The organism is Candidatus Planktophila sp. (assembly GCF_036734405.1).
In the GTDB taxonomy this organism is placed as follows: Bacteria; Actinomycetota; Actinomycetes; order Nanopelagicales; family Nanopelagicaceae; genus Planktophila.
In genome coordinates this window covers 121,781-145,400 of the sequence record NZ_DAIMYR010000002.1, presented here as the reverse complement: position 1 = coordinate 145,400, position 23,620 = coordinate 121,781, and the positions used below count along the sequence as shown (strand labels likewise).

Sequence of the window (23,620 nt, the reverse complement as noted above, 5' to 3'; positions counted from 1 at the left end):
GTCGCTCGGGGTTAGGGTGACTAGGTGCAGGTGTGAACAGAAGGGGTGAAACTTTCTCAGTAACCCTCCATTAACTCAGAATTAATACTCCCGAAGCGTTGCTAGCACTGAATCAAGTTCATCTGGCTTCACCAAGACGGTGCGGGCCTTGGAACCTTCGGAAGGGCCGACAATTCCGCGAGACTCCATCAGGTCCATTAAGCGACCAGCTTTAGCAAAACCAACACGCAACTTTCGCTGAAGCATTGAAGTAGATCCAAATTGTGTTCCAACAACAAGTTCAACGGCTTGGCACAAGATATCTAAATCATCGCCGATTTCTTTATCAACCATCTTCATTTGATTGACTGGCGCTGTCACATCTTCGCGATAGCGCGGCTTAAGTTGCTTCTTCACATGACTTGTAACTGCTTCAATTTCACGTTCAGATACATAGGCGCCTTGAATTCGGATTGCTCTGCTTGCACCCATAGGAATAAAGAGACCGTCGCCTTGGCCCACGAGTTTTTCAGCACCAGGGCTATCTAAAATAACTCGACTATCTGCAAGCGAGCTTGTAGCAAAGGACAAACGTGAAGGAACATTTGCTTTGATCAAGCCCGTTACAACATCTACTGAAGGGCGCTGTGTTGCAAGAACCAAGTGAATTCCAGCTGATCTTGCAAGCTGAGTTATGCGCACAACTGATTCTTCAACCTCTTTGGCGGCAACCATCATCAAGTCTGCAAGTTCATCAATAATTACCAATAAATATGGATAAGGCTCAACAACTCGATCGCTGCCTTCGGGAACGATTACCTTGCCCGCGCGAACCGCCTTATTGAAATCATCGATGTGTCTAAAGCCAAAGGTTGAAAGATCTTCATAACGAAGATCCATCTCTCGAACCACCCAAGTCAAAGCATCGGCAGCCTTCTTGGGATTAGTAATGATTGGAGTTATTAAATGTGGAATACCTTCGTAGGCATTGAGCTCTACTCTCTTAGGGTCAATCAAAACTAAGCGAACATCATCTGGTGTAGAGCGCATCAAGATCGAGGTAATCATCGCATTAATCATGGATGACTTACCGGCACCCGTTGCACCTGCCACCAAAAGGTGCGGCATCTTGGCAAGGTTTGCGCAGACAAAATTGCCTTCAACATCTTTACCTAAGGCCACAAGCATTGGGTGTAAATCTTGACCCGCAACTGTTGAGCGTAAAACATCACCTAAAGCAACAATCTCTCGATCAGCATTTGGAATTTCAATTCCGACCGCAGATTTTCCAGGGATCGGGGAAAGAATTCGAACATCACTGCTGGCAACAGCATAGGAAATATTCTTAGACAGCGCTGTAATTCTTTCTACCTTTACCGCGTTTCCAAGTTCGACTTCATAGCGGGTCACAGTCGGGCCACGCATAAAACCAGTTACCTTGGCATCAATTTCGAACTGTAGGAACACTTCAGTCAGCGCAGCTACTACAACTTCATTTGCTTTGCTCTTAGCCTTAGCGGCAGGACCTGCTCGCAATAGATCTGGAGCAGGAAGTTCATACTTCACATCGGCGGTCAGCAACAATTGTTCAGGACGCTTCACCGCCACAGTGTTTTCATTTACTGGAGGAACCGTTGCAAATGGTTCCTCTACCGGAAACTCTTCATCAAAGCTCTCTTCATCCAGTTCTTCATCATCAGCAGGTGTGTTCCATTGCGCAACCACTGGTGATTCAAAGGGAGGCGTGTCGGTAATCTCAAAATCTACTTCAACCTTTTCAGAACGCTCTGGTCGTTTAGACCAAATCCAGCTGCTTGCGGAAGCAATTCTTGCAAAGACCTGACTTACTGGAGTTGCTGTAATCACCAAAATTCCGAAAATAAAAACAATGAATAACACTGGATATGCCAACACCGAAGTCATCAGAGTTACAAGTGGGGTTGAAACTGCATAACCAAGCCAGCCGCCACCTTCACGCATCGCAGTTGCCCCGGTGCCAATAGAGCCATTGAGCAAGTGGGCTAATCCAGTTGAGGAAAGCAGTAATGCCAAAGTTCCAATAATGATTCGACCAGTCGCCTTTGAATCCTCTGGAACTCTAAATAATCTAAAGGCAAAATACAGAAGCACAACTGGTGCAAAGAAACCTATTTGACCAAACCCGCCATAAATAACTGAATACAGCGCTCTGCCAACAATATTGTCTGAGTGAAACCAGGTACCTGCTGTCGCGACAAGAGCAGAGATTAAAATTAGAAAGGCAATTCCATCACGCTGATGAGCAGGATCTAAATCACGAGCACCTCGAGCTACAAGGCGAACGGCACTTCCCAAAGATTTAGCAATGAAACGCCAAATGGATGCAAGGCCACGACCAAGAGCTCCGCCTACGGCTCCAGTCTTACTTTTTGCTTTTTTTCTTTTGGCCACACGCCCGATCGTAAAGGGTGAACAATTGTGAACCTACTAGGCGCGCCGTTGCTTAAACTTCAATAACGACAGGCACAATCATCGGCTTTCGGCGATGTTCTCCGCCGACCCAGCCTCCAATAGTTTTTCGCACAATTTGCGACAGTTGATGGGTACCGTTGTTGCCATCTGCAACTGCTATTGCAAGTGCCTTTTCAATTCTCATTTTGACTTCATCAAACATTGCAGCATCTTCATTAAAGCCACGGGCGTGAATATCGGGTCCTGCAACTATTTTTCCGCTTTGCGAATCGATAACTACCACGCATGAAATAAAACCTTCTTCGCCGAGAATTCTTCGATCCTTTAGTGAACTTTCGGTGATGTCACCAATGCTCTGCCCATCAACAAAGACAAAACCGACTGGTACAGCACCGACAACTTCTGCCTCGTGATTGACTAAATCGATGACGACTCCATTATCAACAATGAAAGTGTTGCCGCGAGGAACACCCGATTGGATAGCAAGCTCTGCATTTGCTTTCATGTGTCGCCATTCACCATGGATTGGCATTACATATTTTGGCTTTACGATGTTGTAGCAGTACAGCAATTCACCGGCTGCTGCGTGACCCGAAACATGGACCATTGCATTTGCTTTATGAACAACTCTGGCACCAAAGCGAGTTAACTCATTAATGACTCTAAATACTGAATTCTCGTTTCCAGGAATCAACGAGGATGCCAGAATGACCGTATCGCCTTCACCCACACGAATCTGATGGTCACCATTTGCCATTCGAGAAAGTGCTGCCATTGGTTCGCCTTGAGACCCAGTACAAATCAAAACAACATTGTCATCGTACTGATCCAGATCTTTTGCATCAATAACAAGATCGGCTGGTACATGCAGGTAACCCATGTCTTCAGCAATTTTCATGTTTCGAACCATTGACCGACCGATAAAAACAACCTTGCGCCCATGTTGTGCGGCAATATCAATTACTTGTTGAACTCGGTGAACATGTGAAGAAAAAGATGCCACGATCACTCGGCGTTTAGTCGATGAGATCACCCGATTGAGCGCAGGCATGATTTCGCGTTCAGAAGGAGTAAAGCCTGGAATGTCAGCATTTGTTGAATCGACCATGAACAAATCAACGCCTTCTTCACCAAGTCGCGCAAAAGTCCTTAAATCTGTAATTCGACCATCTAATGGAAGTTGATCCATTTTGAAATCACCGGTTGCAAGTACTCGACCAGCATCGGTGTTAATAACTACCGCCAACGCATCTGGAATCGAGTGGTTGACCGCAACAAATTCGAGCGTAAAGGGACCGATGTCTTCAGTTCCGCCTTCACGCACTTCACGAGTCAATGGGGAAATTCTGTGTTCCTTCAACTTTGCAGTTATTAATGCCAGCGTCAAAGCTGAACCATAAATCGCGATATCACCACGCTCGCGCAATAGATATGGAACTGCGCCGATATGGTCCTCGTGGCCATGAGTTAAGAAGATTGCTACAACATCCTGAAGTCGATCTCTGATGTATGAAAAATCGGGCAAAATCAAATCAATTCCAGGCTGATTATCTTCTGGAAACAAGACACCACAATCAACAATAAGTAGCTTTGATTTGTATTCAAAAACGGTCATGTTGCGACCAATTTCAGTTAATCCACCAAGTGCGACAATTCGCAAACCGCCATCAACAAGTGCGGGCGGAGTACTTAAGTTTGGGTGTGGATGATTCATTAGTTAACTGCGACGCCACCAGCACGCAGATCTTCGCGCAACTGCGCAATCTGTGCATCTGTTGCATCGACGAGTGGAAGACGAGTGTGGCCGCCAGGTAGGCCCATAAGTGTGAGCGCAGCTTTAGTAAGAATTGCACCTTGAGTGCGGAATGTACCCGTGAATACAGGAAGAAGTTTTTGATGAATCTCTAGTGCGCGAGCTGCGTTTCCGGCAAACCATGCATCAAGTAGTTCGCGTAAATCCTTACCCACTGTATGTCCACACACTGAAACAAAACCAACAGCACCGACCGACAGCAATGGAAGGTTAAGAATGTCATCCCCTGAATACACGGGAATTCCACAACGCTTGATTACCCACGATGTAGATGCCACATCACCCTTTGCATCCTTTAGCGCAACAATGCGTGGGTGTTCAGAAAGTCGAACAAGAGTGTCAGGTTCAATTGGAACACCAGTACGACCTGGAATGTCGTACATCATCATTGGAAGATCGGTTGCATCAGCAACTGCACGGAAGTGAGCTTCGATTCCGGCTTGTGGTGGTTTGTTGTAGTACGGGGTTACAACCAGTAATCCATCAGCGCCAGCTTTTTCGGTGCGCTTTGCCTGGTTGATTGAATACTCAGTTTCATTATCACCAGCACCAGATAAAACTTTAATTGTGGGCCCAACCGTATTTCGAACAACGCGGATGATCTCTTCTTTCTCAGAAGATTTTGTGGTTGGAGCTTCACCCGTTGTTCCATTGACAACAATTCCATCATGCCCGTTTGCCACAAGATGAGCAGCAATTTTTTCAATACCGGCCCAATCAATCTCCCCTCCTTTTGTGAAGGGGGTAACCATTGCCGTCAGTAGTCGTCCAAATGGGGCAGCAGTTGTCATGCGCCGAACTCTACCCGTATTAAGGGGCGACTCGTCCAGACTTTTCAAAGGCTCCGTATGTAAGTGGCATTAATTTTGCAAATTCCACCTCCATTTTCTCTGCAACCATCTCAATTTCACGTTGAGGGTAGCTCGGAAAATGGGAGCCTTCGCGGCCAGTACGTAAAGAAAGAAAGTTCATGAGCGCTCGGGCGTTCATAGTTACATACATTGATGAATATGTGGCGACAGGCAACACGGCTCGTGCAACTTCACGTGCCACGCCGGCTTCAAGCATTTTTACGTAGCTCTCATATGCAACTACATATGCCGCTTTCATAGATTCAACAGTTAAATCAAACTGCTCTTTTGTTCCATCGACAAATGTGTACGCACCAGTTTTACCAACCTGAACGAGTTTGCGTTCAGCAGATGGAACATAGAAAACTGGCTTTAACTCGCGATAGCGGCCGCTCTCTTCATTGTATGAAGCGATGCGATGGCGCATAAATTCGCGGAAAACAAAAATTGGCGCAGAAATAAAGAAGGTCATCGATGTGTGTTCAAAAGGTGAACCATGACGTTCGCGTGCCAGGTAATTAATCAAACCCGCAGATCGCGCTGGATCTTCACCGATTTCATCCATTGATTGTTCACCAGCCGTTGACACGCGTGCGGCCCAAATTACATCGGCATCACTTGCACTAGATTTTACTAATTCAACGGTCACATCATCGCGATAAATAATCTCTTCACTCATGGTGGCACCCTATCCAGTAGCGGCTATGAGCTCATGGATTTATACGGCACAATAAGCGCGTGTCCAAAGTTGCCTCCGCCACTCTGCGGGATTCGCTGAGCGTTTCTTTGACTGTTGGAGCCTATGGTGTGGCCTTTGGCGCAGCGGCGGTAGCAAATGGTTTTTCAGTACTTCAAACTTGCCTGCTATCTCTACTGACTTTTTCTGGTGCATCACAATTTGCAGTTGTTGGTGTAATAGGTGCCGGTGGATCAGCTATCAGTGGAATTGCCACCGCATCATTGCTTGGTGTTCGAAACGCTTTATACGGAGTAATCATGGCTCCGCGTTTACAGGTAAAAGGTTGGAAGCGCGTTGTTGCAGCGCAAGTAACAATTGATGAATCAACCGGTGTTGCACTTGGTCAAGAACCACGTGGTGTCGATGCGATGCGTAAAGGCTTTTGGTACACCGGAATTGGTGTCTTTGTCTTTTGGAATTTCTTTACTTTGGCAGGAGCATTGGGTGCTCAAGCGATGGGTGATGTCCGAGCATTTGGTTTAGATTCCGCCGTTCCTGCCGCATTTTTGGGTCTTGTGTGGCCTCGATTGACGGGAAATTTTGAAAGAGCTCTCGCAGTTGGTTGTGCAATCTTTGCAATAGCAATGACCCCGATACTTCCAGCGGGTTTACCAATTATTGCCACCGCTTTTATCGCAATTGCAGTGGGGTTAAAGCGATGACTGCCCAAACTATGACAACACTGTGGATTGCAACTATCGGAACAAGTCTTATCGCTTTTCTTTTGAAATACTCTGGGCATTCGGTACCAGAGCGCTGGCTTTCACACCCAAAGATTCAAAGAATCAACGCGTTAATTCCAATCGCGTTACTAAGTGCTTTGGTTGCTGTGCAGAGTTTTTCTGAAAAATCCCAACTGATGTTCGATCAACGCTTGGTTGGTCTGGTTGTGGCAATTATCGCACTGATGCTCAAAGCACCATTTCCAATTGTTGTACTTTCCGCAGCGATTTCATCGGCTGCGGTATACAACTGGCTTTAGATAATTCCTAGGCTTTGAAGTTTTGCCTTTAGATCATTATCTGAAGGTTCAGTTAAGTATGTTCCATCTGAAAAAACAATTACCGGAATTGACTTAGCTCCACCATTAATTTCGATTACCTTGTCAGCAGCTGTTACATCTGCATCAGTATCAATTTTTGTGTATTCAACGTTGAGCTCTTTTAATAGTCGCTCTGATCTACGGCAATCTCCGCACCAATCGGCACCATACATAGTGATTTGATCTTTAGACATTTGATTGCTCCTTACATGAATTTATCAAGGCCATGGGTTAGGCCTGGTGTGTTAACAATCTTTCGTACGCCAAGAATAACTCCTGGCATAAATCCTGCACGATCAATTGAGTCGTGACGAATAGTTAAGGTCTCCCCTAGTCCACCAAACAAAACCTCTTGGTGGGCAACTAGTCCTCGAGCACGAACTGAGTGCACTGGAATTCCATTGACTGACGCACCGCGAGCACCTGGTAGCGAAGTTGTTGTTGCATCTGGCATTGCATCAAGCCCGGCATCCTTACGCGCAGATGCCATTAATTCAGCGGTGCGAGCTGCTGTGCCTGATGGCGCATCCACTTTGGCTGGGTGATGTAGTTCAATAATTTCTGCAGACTCGAAGTAGCGCGCTGCTTTCTCTGCAAACTCCATCATCAACACTGCGCCAATTGCAAAATTTGGTGCGATTAGAACGCCAACTGAAGGATTTTGGGTTAACCACCCTTTAACTGTTGCAAGCTTTGCGTCATCGAAACCAGTTGTGCCGACCACTACGTTAATTCCATTATTGATAAGAAATTCCAGATTACTCATCACGCTATCTGGTGTAGTGAAATCTACGACAACGTGAGCTGCAGATCCCTTCAGCTGTTCTAGAGAATCGCCTAGATCCAAGGCAGCTACCAAAGCTAAACCATCAGTAGCTTCAACAGCCTTAACAACTTCTGAGCCCATTCGACCACGAGCACCTAAGACGGCAACATTGATCATTTACTTAACACCTTCTCAAACTTTGACTCTGATTTGAATGGACCAACGAGAGCTAGCGTAGGCGTTTTAGTCAGAAACGCGCTAGCAATTTCCTTAATGTCTGTAGCGTTTACGCGTGCAATGGCCTTGAGGATTTCATCAAAGTCCATGACATGGCCATACACAATCTCATTTTTACCAATTCTGCTCATGCGTGAACCAGAGTCCTCTTGGCTCAGTACGAGGGAACCACGGACAGCACCCTTGGCGCGCTCGATTTCTTCATGCGACATTCCATTATCTGCAACATCGGCTAATACTTCACGAATAATTTCGACGACTTCAATTGCCTTTGATGGATTACACCCTGCATAAAAACCAATCTGGCCACTGCCAGCAAACTGTTGTGCGTAGGCATAGACAGAATATGCAAGGCCGCGTTTTTCGCGAATCTCTTGGAACAAGCGAGATGACATTCCCCCACCCAAAGCAGATGCCAAAATTCCCATCGCAAAACGACGATCATCGTGGCGAGCTACGCCTTCCATGCCATAAAACATGTGCGCCTGCTCTGTTGGCCGCGAAATCAGACCAACTGATTGTTGTGGGCTCTTTTTTACCGGAGTATTTGGACGAATAACTGGAGCACCAGTTACATCCAGAAAACCATCCTGTGAAAGTGCTGCTTCAACCATCGCTACAACTTTTTTGTGTTTGATGTTTCCGGCAACTGCAACAACTAAATCCTGTGGCAAGTAGCGCTTCTTGTAATAGTTAAACACAGAAGCACGGGACATATTGTTGATTGAATCAATTGTTCCCAAAATCGGGCGACCCAACGGCGTATCCCCGTAATAAGTTTCAGCGTATAAATCATGAACTAAGTCGCTGGGATCATCATCACGCATCGCGATTTCTTCTAGAACTACTTTGCGCTCTGCATCTACATCAAGGGCTGTGACAATAGAAGATGTAATCAAGTCTGAAACAACATCGATTGCCATGGGTAAATCAGTATCAATTACACGAGCATAGAAGCAGGTGTATTCCTTGCTGGTAAAGGCGTTCATCTCGCCACCGACTGATTCAATCGATGATGAAATTTCTAAAGCATTACGTCGTTTCGTTCCTTTAAAAAGTAAATGCTCTAGAAAGTGAGAAGCCCCAGCAACTGCCGGGGTTTCATCACGCGAACCAATATTTACCCAGATACCGATCGCGGCGCTGCGTACCGAAGGAACTTCTTCAGTAACGATACGCAGACCGCTAGGCAAAACTGAACGACGAACGCTCATTTATTCAGCAGAACCTGTAGTTCCATCTTCAAGCACGGGAACCAAAGACAACTTGCCCTTTGGATCAATCTCGCCGATTTCTACCTGAATCTTGTCGCCAACCTTCATGACCTCTTCTAGGTTTTCAATGCGCTTTCCACCATGCATCTTGCGAATCTGAGATACGTGGAGCAAGCCATCTTTACCTGGCATCAATGAAATGAATGCACCAAATGCGGCAAGCTTCACAACGGTACCTAGGTATCGCTCGCCAACTTCTGGCATCTGTGGGTTTGCAATTGCATTGATTTGTGCGCGAGCAGCTTCAGCTGATGGACCATCGGTTGCGCCGATGTAAATTGTTCCATCATCTTCAATTGAAATATCTGCGCCAGTTTCATCTTGGATTTGGTTGATGATCTTGCCCTTAGGCCCGATTACCGCACCAATCTGATCAACTGGAATCTTTACAGAGATGATTCGAGGAGCGTATTGGCTCATCTCATCTGGTGCATCGATTGCTTCATTCATGACATCTAGAATCGCAAGACGCGCTTCCTTAGCCTGTAAAAGTGCGCCAGCAAGAACTGATGCTGGAATTCCATCAAGCTTTGTATCTAACTGCAAAGCTGTAACGAAATCTTTAGTTCCGGCTACCTTAAAGTCCATGTCTCCGAATGCATCTTCTGCACCCAAGATATCTGTCAAAGCAACGTATTCAACCTTGCCATCAACATCATCTGAAATTAGACCCATTGCAATACCTGCAACTGGTGCGCGTAGTGGAACACCTGCGTTAAATAGTGCAAGCGTTGATGCACATACAGAACCCATAGATGTTGAACCATTTGAACCAAGCGCTTCAGAAACCTGACGGATTGCGTAAGGGAATTCTTCGCGGCTTGGAAGTACAGGAATCAATGCGCGCTCAGCTAATGCACCGTGACCGATCTCGCGGCGCTTTGGTGTACCAACACGACCTGTTTCACCAGTTGAATATGGTGGGAAGTTGTAGTTGTGCATGTAACGCTTGTGATTCTCTGGATTCAAAGTATCGAGCTGTTGCTCCATCTTAAGCATGTTAAGCGTTGTGATTCCAAGAATCTGAGTCTCTCCGCGCTCGAAGATTGCCGAACCGTGTACGCGAGGAATAACTTCTACCTCTGCAGAAAGCGCACGAATATCGCGAAGACCGCGACCATCGATACGAATCTTGTCGCGCAATACGCGCTGACGTACAAGCTTCTTGGTCAATGAACGGAACGCTGCAGGAACTTCCTTTTCACGTCCTTCAAATTGAGCACTTACAGATTCCTTAACTGAAACAGAGATCTCATCGATCTTTGTTTCGCGCTCTTGCTTTCCAACAATTGTTAGCGCCTTGGCAAGGTCATCCTTAGCTGCCTTTTCAACGGCTGCGAAGACATCATCCTGGTAATCCAAGAACACTGGGAACTCTGCAGTTGGCTTTGCGGCAACCTTTGCAAGCTTTGCCTGAGCATCACAAAGAATCTTGATGAATGGCTTTGCTGCATCTAGTCCTTGTGAAACAACTTCTTCAGTTGGAGTTGGTGCGCCACCCTTGATTAATTCAATAGTGCGCTCTGTAGCTTCTGCTTCAACCATCATGATTGCAACATCATCCTTAGTTACGCGACCTGCAACAACCATGTCAAAGACTGCGTTAGCAACCTGTGAGTGGTTAGGGAATGCAACCCACTGACCATCAATCAAAGCAACGCGAACGCCACCGATTGGACCAGAGAAAGGAAGTCCTGCAAGTTGAGTAGACATAGATGCTGCGTTGATTGCAATAACGTCATACATATGATCTGGATCTAGTGCCATTACTGTCACAACGATCTGAACTTCATTACGAAGTCCCTTAACAAATGATGGGCGTAGCGGACGATCGATCAAACGACAGGTAAGAATTGCATCCTCTGATGGACGACCTTCACGACGGAAGAATGATCCTGGGATACGACCAACTGCATACATCTTCTCTTCAACATCTACTGTCAAAGGGAAGAAATCAAATTGATCCTTAGGTGTCTTTGATGCAGTTGTTGCCGAGAAGATCATTGTTTGATCATCTAAGTAAACTGCTGCAGCTCCTGCTGCCTGGCGCGCTAGGCGACCTGTTTCAAAACGAATCTCTCGTTTTCCGAACTTTCCGTTATCAATTACTGCAACGGCTGACTGAACCTCTTGACCCTCCATGGGTCCTCCTCTTTTTAGATTGAAAAGCGCGACACATTTGTTGCACTTTGTAATCTGCCGAGAGAATGAATCTTCGATCGAAGTTCACGCGCACTATTTCTCTTTAGAGAAAGTTTGCGCGGAAACCACTACCGAGGACCATCGCTCTGCGGCAGATTGGTTTTACTTAATTAGCGGCGAATACCGAGCTTCTCGATAATTGCGCGGTAACGGTTGATATCTGTCTTCGCTAGGTATTGAAGGATGCGACGACGACGACCAACTAACAACAAAAGACCACGACGGTTGTGGTGATCATGTGGGTTAGCCTTCAAGTGATCAGTGATCTGATCAATTCTCTTTGAAAGTAGCGCTACCTGAGCTTCAGGTGATCCAGTGTCAGTAGGAGTAGAACCGTACTGAGCAATGATTTCCTTCTTTACTTCTGGTGTTAATGCCATTTCTTGTTCTCCTTATGTACTGAGCACGAGGGCTTCTCGGTTTGATTCACGAGAAACTCGCTAACTCGATTGAAGGGCAAGGGTAACAGTCAGGCTCGTTATCCATGAAATCGAGGTAAATCCCCCGCTTAGAGCTCGGTCAATCGACGGGCTTCGGCGCAATCCTTAGCCATTTGTTCTAGCAATGGTTCAAGGCCTTCAAATTTCAAGGTGTCACGTAATCGCCAGCCAAATTCAATGGTTGCTGATTTTGTATACAGATCTAAATCAACTTGATCCAATGCATAGGCTTCAACTTGTCGTCCACGAACGCCTTCAAAAGTTGGGTTTGTACCTATCGAAATTGCAGCAGGCCAGCGATCGATTCCGACAGTTAGCCAACCGGCATAAACACCATCTGAGGGAATCGTTTGGCCATCGATGTTGCCAAGGTTTGCCGTCGGATATCCGATTTCACGACCACGTTTTTCGCCGTGAACAACAATTCCATCAAGTCGGTGTGGACGAGTCAACATATCGCGCGCAGCTTCTACCTGGCCATCAACAATTGCTTTTCGGATTCGAGTCGATGAAATGTTTTCATCATTTTCTGCCTGCAAATCTAAAACAACCGTTTCAAACTCTGGGTGCTTTTTTAGTGATTCAACGTTGCCAGCAGCTTTAAAGCCATACGTGAAATTTGCTCCGACAATTACAGTCGATGCCTTCAGTTGCTCCACTAAAACCTTATTGACGAAATCTTCTGGAGCCATTGCTGCAAACTCTTTAGTGAACTTGATAACCGCAACCTGATCCGCGTTATGGATTTTGAGCAGTTCGATTTTGTCACTCAAAATAGTTAAAAGTGTGGGAGCTCTTTCAGGTGCAAAAATAGACACCGGATGTGGATCAAAAGTAAGTGCAATGATTTTCTCATCACCGGCAAGTACCTTTGCACGGTTGAGGATCTGCTGGTGTCCTTTATGGACTCCATCAAAATTTCCTATTACAACGATGCTCATCTGCTCATTATCTCAGAATCAATGCGCTGCCGCGAATACAGCAATCGGCTTTGCTTTGCCAGCTACATTATTGAGCAATGCAATTAACTCATTGGCCGTAGATATACCTGCATGAATGCCTTCTGTCGGGTTTGGCGAAAGATTTCTGCCAAATGAAAGCTCTAGCTTTTCATCTAGTGAGATATCTCGGACAGGAAAAGTAGCTCGCGCAACATCAGATAAATCCAAAGTAGAAAATTCACCAGCCTTTAATTCAGCAAGAGAAACTGCGCCATCTAGACCAAATCCAGCAACCCGCGTACGTCGCAAGGCAGACAGGTGTCCACCAACCTTTAGCGCATCACCACAATCTCTGGCGATAGAGCGGATGTATGTTCCAGCAGAGCAAGTAACTTCTATATCAACCTCAACCTGTGTGCCAATGTGTCTAATAGCCAAAACATCTAATTGTGAAATTGTCACTTCACGGGAAGCAAGGACTACAACTTCGCCAGCACGAACTCGATCGTAAGCACGTTCGCCCGCTACTTTCACGGCAGATACTGAACTAGGTCGCTGCATAAATGTTCCACGCATTATGTTCAACTCTGCATGAATCTGTTCGTCGGTAATATTAGACGCATCAAAGGTTGCAATCACTTCACCTTCAAAATCATCTGTGATTGTGGATATACCTAAAACTATTGTTGCTTGGTAACTCTTGTCACCATCGGTGATGTATTGCAAAAGTCGGGTTCCATTATTAAAGCCAAGAACCAAAATTCCCGTAGCCATAGGGTCAAGAGTTCCGGCATGACCAACTTTTCGAGTGTTTAAAGCTCTTCGCCCAATTGCCACAACATCGTGACTTGTCATGCCTGGTTCTTTATCTACAACCAAAAACCCGTGCTCGTAGATTATGTGGGTCACAATTAATCTTCAATAACACGTGGAGCTTTGTAAGGATCTTCTCCCCCTGCATACTGAGCATTCTTGCGAAGCGCAGCAACTTGAGCGTCTTGCTCATGGACTTTTTCAAGCAATGAATCAAGGGCTTTTGCGCTCTCTGGTAATCCATCTTCAAAGAATTCAATGCTCGGTGTAATGCGAAGGCCAAGCTCGCGACCAAGTGCCGATCTAATTGCGCCCTTAGCGCTCTCGAGAGCCGCTGCAGTTGCAGCGCGCTCATCGAGATCACCAAGAACGGTATAAAAGATTGACGCTTGTTGTAGATCGCCGGTAACACGCGCATCCGTGACAGTCACAAAACCCAGACGTGGATCTTTGATCTTCGTCTCAAGCAAGTTTGCTACTACCACTTTGATGCGGTCGGCAACCTTAAGTGTGCGGTGTGATTGACCCATTTCTTATGCTCGCTTTTTCTCGCGCATCTCGAAACACTGAACGATATCGCCAGGTGCGATCTCCTTCATGTTTCCAAGGCCAATACCGCACTCAAATCCTTCACGGACTTCGGTGGCATCATCCTTAAAGCGCTTGAGTGAATCAATCGTTAAGTTATCAACCAAAACTGCTCCATCACGCAAAATTCGGGCCTTAGCGTTACGACGGATGATTCCATCCTTAACGACAGATCCAGCAATGTTTCCAGCCTTTGAAGATTTGAAGATTTCGCGAACTTCGGCGGAACCGATAATTGCTTCTTCGTACTCTGGCTTTAGCAAGCCCTTCAGAGATAGTTCAATCTCTTCAATTGCATTGTAGATAACAGAGTAGAAGCGAACTTCAACGCCTTCTTGATCAGCAAAGATTGCAGTTTGTGGCTCAGGCTTAACGTTAAAGCCGATCACAACAGCAGTTGATGCAGATGCCAAAGTGATGTCGCTCTTGGTAATCGCACCTACGCCGCGGTGAATAACGCGAAGATCTACTTCTGCGCCAACATCCAACTGCATCAATGCATCTTCTAGAGCTTCTACAGATCCACTTACGTCACCCTTAAGAATAAGGTTGAGCGTAGAGATCTTGGATTGCTCCATGAAGTCTTCCAGCGATACCTTCTTGCGAGCTTTTGCCAATTGAGCATTTCGTTCTGCGGCTTGACGCTTTTCAGCAATCTGACGCGCGGTACGGTCTTCATCTGCAACAAGGAAGGTGTCACCCGCACTTGGAACAGATGTGAAACCTAGAACCTGAACCGGACGAGATGGTCCAGCAGTTTCTACATTGTCACCATTTTCATCCAACATCGCACGAACACGACCAAATGCGCTACCAGCAACAATCGCATCACCGATCTTTAGAGTTCCACGCTGCACAAGAACGGTTGCAACTGGTCCACGACCACGATCGAGGTGGGCTTCAATAGCAACACCGCGAGCGTCATCTTCAGCGATTGCGCGAAGATCAATTGCTGCATCTGCTGTTAGAAGAATTGAATCAATCAGTTGATCGATACCGATTCCTGACTTGGCGGAAACATTTACGAAAATTGTCTCGCCACCGTACTCTTCAGCGATCAAGTTGTATTCGGTCAATTGCTGACGAACCTTGTCTGGGTTTGCGCCTTCTTTATCAACCTTATTAACTGCTACAACAATTGGAACTTCAGCGGCTTGAGCGTGGTTAAGCGCTTCAATCGTCTGAGGCATGATTCCGTCATCTGCTGCCACTACAAGAACGGCAATGTCAGTTACCTTGGCACCGCGGGCACGCATCGCTGTAAACGCTTCGTGACCTGGTGTATCGATAAATGTAATTGCACGATTAACGCCATCATGATCATGGTGAATTTGGTATGCACCAATGTGCTGCGTGATTCCGCCAGCTTCACCCTTCATAACCTCTGACTTACGAATCGCATCAAGCAACGATGTCTTACCGTGATCGACGTGACCCATAACAGTTACAACAGGTGGACGCGCCACCAATGATTCTGGATCAAGATCAGAAATCTCACCTGCAAGATCGATATCAAAGTCTTGAAGTAGTTCGCGGTCTTCATCTTCAGGGCTAACAATTTCAATGCTATAACCCAGTTGAACACCAAGAATTTCAAAGGTATCTGCATCAACTGATTGTGTAGCTGTCACCATTTCACCTAAGTGGAATAGCGCGGCAACTAATGCTGCTGGATCTGCACCAATCTTGTCTGCAAAGTCTGCAAGTGATGCTCCACGACGCATGCGAATTGGAGTCTTGCCATCACCGTGAGGAACAACTGCGCCACCAAGTTGTGGTGCCTGCATATTGTCGAATTCATCGCGCAAAGCCTTACGTGATTTTTGTTTACGTCCTGACTTCTTGCTTGCATTCTTACCAAATGCACCACCTGCGCCACCGCGTTGTGGTGGACGACCGCCACCAGGACGTTGAGGACCACCACTTGGTGCTCCAGCTCCTGGCGTATTTGATTTATACGGAGAAGTTGAGGCGGGCGAACTTCCTGGACGTGGTGCAAAACCTGGACCACCTGATGCAGGACGTGGTGCACCTGGACGTGCAGCAAAACCTGGGCGCACAGAACCTGGACGCGATCCCGCCATTCCTGGACGTGGTGCACCAGTTCCTTGTGAACCAGCTGGTCGTTGCGGTGGACGTGGAACTGCGCCACCTGTTGAAAATGGATTATTTCCTGGACGTGGTGGACGCGGAACAGCGCCACCAGTTGAAAATGGATTGTTTCCAGGTCGCGGTGCTGGTGCAGCCGGCTTTGTTGCTGAAGCAGCAGGTGGAGTTACACCATTTTCTGCCGCACGCTGAGTTGCTTCAGTTTTGGCAGCTTCATGCTTGGCCGCTTCTTCCTTATTTGCAATCGCCTTAGCTTGCTCAAGTTTAAGCGCTTCAATATCTACGCCGAGCTCTGCTGCAAGTTCTGCAGCTTGTTCAGCGCTAACTTCACCCTTTGGCTTTGCTGCAGCTTTCTTAGCCGCCGCCTTTTTGACAGGCTTTTTTTCCTCGACCGGTTTTGCATCGGGATACATTTCGATCAGCTTGCGCACTACTGGCGCTTCTACTGTTGATGATGCGGAGCGAACAAACTCGCCCATTTCTTGGAGTTTTGCAAGAACAACCTTGCTCTCCATACCGAGTTGTTTTGCCAACTCATGTACGCGGACCTTTGACACATTTCTCCTGTCTTGGCCCGCATTTCTCAAATGCAAGCCTTAGTTGAACGACCTCATAGTTCTAACGAGCTCATTTGAGTTTCATAACTTTCATATCCATTCGTTTGTTAGTTAGTACTGCTGAAGAAATTTCAGAAGTTCTGATACATCGACCGCTTTCTCTTGCTTGAAGGCAAAACGAAAAGCGTTCCGAGCTATCGCAACTTCTGCACAATTCTTGTGGAGCCAAGCGCCTCGACCTGCTGAGCCACCCTTGAGATCTGGAATCACTTTTCCATCAACCAAGACCACACGAATTAGTACTGAAGGATTTGCCCGCTTGCGGCAGCTAATGCAGCTACGAACAGGAAGGGAGGAATCCAACTGGCTCATGGTATCCAATGACTCCCCTCGTCTCCTAATTACGCTCATGATTAGCGCGCTGAGTCTATGGGCGCGCTTTCAACGGTATCTGGGTGAATATCAATTCGCCATCCCGTTAGTCGTGCAGCCAGCCGGGCGTTTTGGCCATCCTTTCCAATCGCCAAGGAAAGTTGGTAATCGGGAACTGTGACCTTTGCACTTCTTGATGCAAGATCTGTTATTTCAACTTTGCTTACCTTTGCAGGTGCAAGTGCTGCTGCAACAAACTCTGCAGGATCTTCAGACCAATCCACAATATCTATCTTCTCTCCGTGAAGTTCATCCATAACTGCGCGTGCACGAGATCCCATTGGACCGATGAGAGAACCTTTAGGACTTACTCCTGCGCGATGACTTTTCACTGCAAGTTTTGTGCGGTGCCCTGCTTCTCTGGCAACGGCCATTATTTCAACAATTCGATCATTGATTTCTGGAACTTCAAATGCAAAGAGTTGTATTACAAGAGCTGGATGAGAACGGGACAACATAATCTCTGGACCCTTTAAACCTTGCTTTACTTCAACTACAAAGCACTTAATGCGATCACCGTGATTGTAAATTTCACCTGGAACTTGCTCTTGCGGTGGAATTCGACCTTCGACGCGGCCAAGATTAACGTTAATCATTTTTGGATCGCGACCTTGCTGGACTACACCAGAAATCACATCGCCGACTGTAGTTGTGAACTCTCCAACGATTTCAGCATCATTGGTTTCGCGCATTTTCAACTTAATGATTTGGCGAGCTGTTGATGTAGCCATTCTGGAAAAACCATCCGGTGAATCAACTTCTTCACCTGTACGAGTTCCGTCCTCGCCAAAAATAGGAACAAGGATTGAAATTTCACCAGTCTCGCGATCTAGGTGGGCTCTAGCATGTCGTTTAGCAGTGTCTGTTTGGTTGTAGGCACCCAATACTGCAACTTCGATGGCATAGATAAGTTCGTCTAAGGCAATATCTTTTTCAGTTGTAAGGGCAGCCAATGCTGACATCTCTACATGCATTAGATCTCATCCTTACGATTGAATTCGATCTCAACTGTGGCTTTCTTAACATCTGCAAAGTTAACTTCGTGGGTCTTCATGCGGCCCTTAATATTTTCTATCAGAATTGCCCGAACTTCATCGAACTCAGTTAGGCGGCCTGAAACTTCGGAATCGTCATTTAAGGTAACTTTAATAATTCGAGTGATGTTTTTCGTCCAGTGCCGAGGCAAAGTTAGTGGGCGTTCAATTCCTGGTGAGGTAACTTCTAAAGTAAAAGCTTCCGTAAGAAGTGGTGAATCATCCAGAATCGCAGAAATTTCGCGGCTTACAAGGGTTACTTCATCAAGGCTTAAAGGCTTTAAACCATCAACCATGCAGGTGACGATTCGGTGATTTCCGGGATTGCTTGTGAAGACATCTTCAAGAAAGAAGCCCGCGTTTTCTACAGCAGGGCGAATCAAATCGGCTATTGAATCTTTAAGGGCCACAGTTCTCTTCTTTCTATTAAGTTGTGGCGCAAGTGTAACGCAAGTGATTAGAAGGTTTCAATTCCTACCTTGATGATCAGTGCAAGGGTTACAACCAAGAAAACTTTACGGACCAAGGTTGAACCACCCTTAATAGCAAGGCGAGAGCCCACAATTGCTCCTGAAATATTGGCAACGCCCAGAATGATTCCAATTTGCCATATAACTGCGCCATTTAATCCGAAGACCAAAATTGCACCAACGTTAGTGGCTACATTGACCACCTTTGCAATTGCACTTGCAGTGATGAAGGCGTATCCAAGTGATGCCACCAGTATGAGCATCAGGAAAGAGCCAGTCCCCGGTCCAAAAATTCCATCATAGAAACCAATAACCGCGCCAGCGAAAGCAGCAATCTGAATTCTTTGTTTTGGTAAGTGGCGAAGGTTTTCAAACTTTCCTAGGTCAGGTTTAAACCAGGTATAGATCGTTACAACAATAAGAAGAACCAACACCATGGGTCTCATGCTGCTCGTTGGGATTCTTGAAGCTAGTACCGCTCCCCCTGCAGAACCTATAAAGGCAGGAACCCCCATGCCAAGCAAGATTTTTGGATCTGGTTTGATTTGTTTGCGATATAACGCGGCTGCAGTTGTTGTACCAAAAACCGCAGACAACTTATTTGTACCTAAAACTTCAGCAGTTCCCGAATTAGGTAAACCAATCAACAATGCAGGTAACTGGATCAAACCACCACCGCCAGCAATTGAATCTACAAAGCCCGCAAAAAATGAGGCAGCTAGAAGAAATAAGCCGGTGGCAAGGGTGAGTTCGTACACTGCAATTACTTCAGCAGATCTGCAATGGCAGAAACTGCAGAGGTAAGTGCAACTTCCTTTTTATCTCCAGTTTTGCGAAGACGAACTTCGACATTGCCTTCAGCCAAAGCCTTTCCGACAACAACGATGACTGGATTACCAATTAATTCGGCATCCTTAAACTTAACGCCAGGACTTGCATCGCGACGATCATCTAGCATCACCGAAATTCCTTGAGCTTCAAGATCAGTGCCAAGCTTGAGCGCAGTTTCAAAGAGAAGATCATCCTTACCAGCGGCCACAATATGTACCTTTGCTGGAGCTAATTCAGCAGGCCAATTAAGACCGATTTCGTCATGTGTTTGTTCTGCAATTGCAGCAACTGCGCGCGTAACACCAATTCCGTAAGAGCCCATTGTTACTACTTGAGACTTTCCGTTTTGATCCAAAACAGTCAGGTTAAGCGCTTCTGCATACTTTCGACCAAGTTGGAAGATATGGCCAATTTCAATTGCCCGATCAATAACAACAGATGTTGCACACTCTGGACATGCATCTCCGGCACGGACTTCGGCAGCTTCTACATATGAATCCGGTGTGAAGTCACGACCATTAACAACATTTCGCGCATGGCGATCCTTGGCATTAGCACCCGTCACCCATGATGTCCCTGGTGCAATACGTGGATCTGCATACACAGTAATTCCAGATTTCTTTGCATCTTGGGGCCCGATGTAGCCCTTAACAAGTGATGGGAATTTTTCAAAATCTGCATCTTCAAAAACTCGAAGTTCGTGAATTCCACCAAGATTTTCCTGGAAGCGCTTTAGATCTACTTCACGATCTCCTGGTACTAGTACACACACAGCTTTTCCATCGGCCATTAACATCACATTTTTAAGGGTGTGAGCACCTGTGTATCCGCCACCGAACTTGGTGTTAAGCAGCTCCACAAGTGTGTCGATTGTTGGCGTATTAGGTGAGTCAAAAGCTTCAATTGCGGGAACCTTGGAAGAATCTTCTGCATCTACTTTGGTAACCATCGCTTCGACATTTGCAGCAAAGCCACATTTTGGACACAACACATAGGTGTCTTCACCTGTTGGGCAAGGCGCAAGGAACTCTTCAGATTTAGATCCACCCATGGCACCTGATACCGCTTTAACAATGTTGTACTTCATACCTAGTCGATCAAAAGTCTTCACATAAGCATTACGGTGGTTTTGATAGGAAACTTCTAGGCCTGCTTCATCGACATCAAAGGAGTAAGAGTCCTTCATAACAAATTCGCGACCACGGATGATTCCACTACGTGGACGCGCTTCATCGCGAAACTTTGTTTGGATTTGATAAATGCTTAAAGGAAGATCTTTGTACGAGGAGTATTCGCCCTTAACCATCAGCGTAAACATTTCCTCATGAGTTGGACCTAAGAGGTAATCCCCACCTTTGCGATCCTGTAAGCGAAATAGTGAAGGACCGTACTCTTCCCAGCGATTTGTGGTTTCGTACGCTTCGCGCGGAAGCAGCGCAGGAAAATTAACCTCTTGAAAACCTGCGTTATCCATTTCTTCGCGAATCACTCGCTCAACATTTCGAAGCGTGATGACACCTAAAGGAAGCCATGAATAAATTCCTGCGGCTATTCGGCGTACATAACCAGCTCGAACTAATAACTTATGGCTTGCGACCTCGGCATCTGCTGGGTCATCGCGAAGAGTACGCAAAAATAGCGTAGACATTTTCAACATGCGACAAGCCTATCGAACATCAACTGACGGTTGCCCTGAAGCAACTCCGGCGGCTTCCATTTCTTCAGCTAAACGCATCGCTTCTTCAATAAGTGTTTCCACAATTTGTGCTTCTGGCACGGTCTTGATGACCTGACCCTTCACAAATATCTGCCCCTTGCCATTTCCGGATGCAACACCTAGATCTGCTTCACGTGCTTCACCCGGACCATTTACAACACATCCCATTACAGCTACACGTAAGGGAACAGTCATTCCTTCTAATCCGGCTTGTACCTTTTCAGCCAAGGTATAGACATCGACTTGTGCGCGTCCACATGATGGGCAAGAAACGATTTCAAGTTTACGTTGACGAAGGTTGAGAGATTCCAAGATGGAGATTCCCACCTTTACCTCTTCAACAGGGGGCGCAGATAAAGAAACACGAATCGTGTCGCCAATACCTTCGGCCAATAAAATACCAAAGGCTGTTGCAGATTTAATTGTTCCTTGGAAAAGTGGACCAGCTTCAGTTACTCCTAAGTGCAATGGATAATCACATTTAGCCGCCAAAATTCGATATGCGTTTACCATCGTTACTGGGTCATGATGCTTCACTGAAATTTTGATATCTGAAAAACCATGCTCTTCAAACAAAGATGCTTCCCAAAGCGCAGATTCAGCCAAAGCTTCTGGTGTTGCTTTTCCATACTTTGCAAGCAAGCGCGGATCAAGCGAACCAGCATTGACGCCGATGCGAATTGGAATACCAGCATCGCCTGCAGCTTTTGCTACCTCTTTAACTTTGTCATCAAATTGTTTAATGTTGCCAGGATTTACGCGAACCGCAGCACAGCCTGCATCAATTGCAGCAAAAATGTATTTGGGTTGAAAGTGGATATCTGCAATAACAGGGATCTGAGATTTCTTGGCGATCTGCGCTAAGGCATCAGCATCATCCTGGCTAGGAACTGCAACACGAACGATCTGGCAACCCGATGCTGTTAGCTCTGCGATTTGCTGCAAAGTTGCGTTGACATCAGCGGTCAGCGTTGTACACATTGATTGAACTGATACCGGTGAATCACTTCCAACACCGACTGATCCAACTTTTAACTGACGGGTCTTGCGACGAGGGTGCAGCGTTGGAGGTGGTGCGCTTGGAATTCCGAGATCAACCATGGCTTTATTCTGCACTACAAGAGCAAATTCTGCCGAATTAGAGGTTGAGCGTCACCGGATTAATCACATCGGCCACCAAAAGTAAGAGAGTCAATGTCGCCAAAACAACAAAAACCACCATTGTTATTGGAGTTAGTACTGTCACATCAATCGGTGCCGGACGTGGTCGACCACGCAAGCGAGCAAAGAATGCTCGGATTGAATCAGCAATTGCAACTGCCATGTGCCCACCATCAAGCGGCAAAATTGGTAACAGGTTAAAGACTCCGACAAAGATATTCAGGCTTGCAACGATTAAAACAAATGTTGCCAATCGCTCCATTGGCGTCAGCTTGTCGCTACCAACAGCTTCACCTGACACACGAGCAACACCGACAACCCCAACAAGTCCATTGGCATCGCGCTCTTCTCCGCGAACCGTTGCACCCCACAGCGCAGGAATTTTTTCCGGCAATTTACCCAGCGACTTGACGCTTTCTACTAGAAAATCCTTGGTGACGGTTGCTGAATTCTTAATAGAAACAAGTAATCCGGAACGCTTTAATCCAACATCGTTAACAATACCTAAGACATATCTCTTGGTGCCATCCAAATCTGTCAGTCTGGCAGATGTATTTACGGTGATTTCTTCACCATTTCGGCTTAGGACAAGGGTGAGTTCTGAACCCTTTGATTGGCGAATAACTTCGACATCTTTGTACCACTCTGTAACTTTCTTACCGTTAATTGAAACAATTTCATCACCCGGCAAAATTCCTGCAGCTTGAGCCGCTGAATTGGGAACAACTTCATTAATGACAGGAAGAACTTGATTAGTGCCAATTCCTGCAAAGAGTGTTAGCAGTAGAACAAAACCTAAAACAAAGTGAAGGAATGAACCCGCCCCTAAAACCACTAGCTTCTTGACAGATGAAGCTTTGTAAAAAGCACGGTCCTCTTGACCTTCAGGCATTTCATCATTTGGTGACATGCCTTCGATTTTGCAGTAACCGCCAGCTGGAATCGCCTTAACCCCAAACTCGGTTTCTCCGCGCTGAACAGACCAGATTCGCTTTCCAAAACCTACAAAAAACTCTGAAACCCACATGCCATATTTGCGTGCAGTTATGTAATGTCCAAATTCGTGAACCATTACGGAAAGTAGGAGCGCAAATACAAAGGCCAGAATTCCTAGAAGTTCCATTGCACACCTAACATGAGAAGTTGTCTCGAAGTATGCACGATACCGCTGAC

At 46.2% G+C, this 23,620-nt stretch carries 22 protein-coding genes; 2 read left to right on the top strand and 20 right to left on the bottom strand.

Annotated elements, in window-relative coordinates:
• Positions 1–81: 81 nt before the first annotated feature.
• The 4 genes from AC9UC2_RS02800 to thyX are packed head-to-tail and all read right to left on the bottom strand — an operon-like array spanning position 82 to position 5,773.
• Complete coding sequence (locus tag AC9UC2_RS02800; protein ID WP_509525068.1) at positions 82–2,409, bottom strand: FtsK/SpoIIIE family DNA translocase; 2,328 nt, start codon at positions 2,407–2,409, stop codon at positions 82–84.
• Between the two features lie 52 nt (positions 2,410–2,461).
• Positions 2,462–4,144 carry a ribonuclease J gene (locus AC9UC2_RS02795; protein ID WP_509525066.1) on the bottom strand — a complete coding sequence of 561 codons (1,683 nt, stop codon included), beginning with the start codon at positions 4,142–4,144 and terminating at the stop codon, positions 2,462–2,464.
• Positions 4,144–5,034: a 4-hydroxy-tetrahydrodipicolinate synthase gene (gene dapA, locus AC9UC2_RS02790; RefSeq protein WP_509525063.1), complete on the bottom strand. Its 891-nt coding sequence runs from the start codon at positions 5,032–5,034 to the stop codon at positions 4,144–4,146. The genes AC9UC2_RS02795 and dapA overlap by 1 nt, the downstream gene beginning before the upstream one ends.
• A 19-nt stretch (positions 5,035–5,053) precedes the next feature.
• The gene (thyX, locus tag AC9UC2_RS02785) at positions 5,054–5,773 is read right to left on the bottom strand and encodes an FAD-dependent thymidylate synthase (protein ID WP_509525061.1); all 720 of its coding nucleotides are present in this window, start codon (positions 5,771–5,773) and stop codon (positions 5,054–5,056) included.
• A gap of 59 nt (positions 5,774–5,832) precedes the next feature.
• On the opposite strand from thyX, the gene AC9UC2_RS02780 reads away from it, so the two are divergent.
• Positions 5,833–6,495: an AzlC family ABC transporter permease gene (locus tag AC9UC2_RS02780; protein WP_509525059.1), complete on the top strand. Its 663-nt coding sequence runs from the start codon at positions 5,833–5,835 to the stop codon at positions 6,493–6,495.
• Positions 6,492–6,815 (top strand): AzlD domain-containing protein, encoded by a 324-nt coding sequence (locus AC9UC2_RS02775; protein WP_509525057.1) that lies wholly within the window; start codon positions 6,492–6,494, stop codon positions 6,813–6,815. Before AC9UC2_RS02780 ends, AC9UC2_RS02775 begins: the two co-directional genes overlap by 4 nt.
• On the opposite strand, the gene AC9UC2_RS02770 is transcribed toward AC9UC2_RS02775, so the two are convergent.
• The 16 genes from AC9UC2_RS02770 to AC9UC2_RS02695 all read right to left on the bottom strand — a co-directional run bounded on the left by AC9UC2_RS02770 (position 6,812) and on the right by AC9UC2_RS02695 (position 23,570).
• The gene (locus AC9UC2_RS02770; protein WP_509525055.1) at positions 6,812–7,069 is read right to left on the bottom strand and encodes a glutaredoxin domain-containing protein; all 258 of its coding nucleotides are present in this window, start codon (positions 7,067–7,069) and stop codon (positions 6,812–6,814) included. The genes AC9UC2_RS02775 and AC9UC2_RS02770 overlap by 4 nt on opposite strands.
• A gap of 11 nt (positions 7,070–7,080) precedes the next feature.
• Positions 7,081–7,818, bottom strand: coding sequence for a 4-hydroxy-tetrahydrodipicolinate reductase (gene dapB / locus AC9UC2_RS02765; protein ID WP_509525052.1), 738 nt, complete (start codon positions 7,816–7,818; stop codon positions 7,081–7,083).
• Positions 7,815–9,092: a M16 family metallopeptidase gene (locus tag AC9UC2_RS02760; RefSeq protein ID WP_509525050.1), complete on the bottom strand. Its 1,278-nt coding sequence runs from the start codon at positions 9,090–9,092 to the stop codon at positions 7,815–7,817. Before AC9UC2_RS02760 ends, dapB begins: the two co-directional genes overlap by 4 nt.
• The gene (locus AC9UC2_RS02755; RefSeq protein WP_509525047.1) at positions 9,093–11,294 is read right to left on the bottom strand and encodes a polyribonucleotide nucleotidyltransferase; all 2,202 of its coding nucleotides are present in this window, start codon (positions 11,292–11,294) and stop codon (positions 9,093–9,095) included. It lies immediately after the preceding gene.
• A gap of 170 nt (positions 11,295–11,464) precedes the next feature.
• Complete coding sequence (gene rpsO, locus AC9UC2_RS02750; protein ID WP_506625980.1) at positions 11,465–11,734, bottom strand: 30S ribosomal protein S15; 270 nt, start codon at positions 11,732–11,734, stop codon at positions 11,465–11,467.
• Positions 11,735–11,862: 128 nt separating this feature from the next.
• On the bottom strand, positions 11,863–12,735 hold the full coding sequence (locus AC9UC2_RS02745) for a bifunctional riboflavin kinase/FAD synthetase (protein WP_509525044.1): 873 nt from the start codon (positions 12,733–12,735) through the stop codon (positions 11,863–11,865).
• 18 nt (positions 12,736–12,753) lie between these two features.
• Complete coding sequence (gene truB / locus AC9UC2_RS02740) at positions 12,754–13,644, bottom strand: tRNA pseudouridine(55) synthase TruB (protein ID WP_509525042.1); 891 nt, start codon at positions 13,642–13,644, stop codon at positions 12,754–12,756.
• 2 nt (positions 13,645–13,646) lie between these two features.
• Positions 13,647–14,078 (bottom strand): 30S ribosome-binding factor RbfA, encoded by a 432-nt coding sequence (rbfA, locus tag AC9UC2_RS02735; protein ID WP_509525040.1) that lies wholly within the window; start codon positions 14,076–14,078, stop codon positions 13,647–13,649.
• 3 nt (positions 14,079–14,081) lie between these two features.
• A complete protein-coding gene (infB, locus tag AC9UC2_RS02730) occupies positions 14,082–16,802 on the bottom strand; it encodes a translation initiation factor IF-2 (protein ID WP_509525037.1) in 2,721 nt (906 codons plus the stop codon).
• A 111-nt stretch (positions 16,803–16,913) separates the two neighbouring features.
• A complete protein-coding gene (locus tag AC9UC2_RS02725) occupies positions 16,914–17,174 on the bottom strand; it encodes a YlxR family protein (protein ID WP_509525035.1) in 261 nt (86 codons plus the stop codon).
• A 41-nt stretch (positions 17,175–17,215) separates the two neighbouring features.
• Positions 17,216–18,208 (bottom strand): transcription termination factor NusA, encoded by a 993-nt coding sequence (nusA, locus tag AC9UC2_RS02720; protein ID WP_509525032.1) that lies wholly within the window; start codon positions 18,206–18,208, stop codon positions 17,216–17,218.
• Positions 18,208–18,678: a ribosome maturation factor RimP gene (gene rimP, locus AC9UC2_RS02715; RefSeq protein WP_509525029.1), complete on the bottom strand. Its 471-nt coding sequence runs from the start codon at positions 18,676–18,678 to the stop codon at positions 18,208–18,210. Before rimP ends, nusA begins: the two co-directional genes overlap by 1 nt.
• Positions 18,679–18,725: 47 nt before the next feature.
• On the bottom strand, positions 18,726–19,496 hold the full coding sequence (locus AC9UC2_RS02710) for a sulfite exporter TauE/SafE family protein (RefSeq protein ID WP_509525027.1): 771 nt from the start codon (positions 19,494–19,496) through the stop codon (positions 18,726–18,728).
• 5 nt (positions 19,497–19,501) lie between these two features.
• Positions 19,502–21,226, bottom strand: a complete 1,725-nt coding sequence (locus AC9UC2_RS02705) for a proline--tRNA ligase (protein ID WP_509525024.1) — start codon at positions 21,224–21,226, stop codon at positions 19,502–19,504.
• 9 nt (positions 21,227–21,235) lie between these two features.
• Positions 21,236–22,387, bottom strand: a complete 1,152-nt coding sequence (ispG, locus tag AC9UC2_RS02700; protein ID WP_509525021.1) for a flavodoxin-dependent (E)-4-hydroxy-3-methylbut-2-enyl-diphosphate synthase — start codon at positions 22,385–22,387, stop codon at positions 21,236–21,238.
• Positions 22,388–22,424: 37 nt separating this feature from the next.
• On the bottom strand, positions 22,425–23,570 hold the full coding sequence (locus AC9UC2_RS02695; RefSeq protein ID WP_509525019.1) for a M50 family metallopeptidase: 1,146 nt from the start codon (positions 23,568–23,570) through the stop codon (positions 22,425–22,427).
• Between the last annotated feature and the right edge of the window lie 50 nt (positions 23,571–23,620).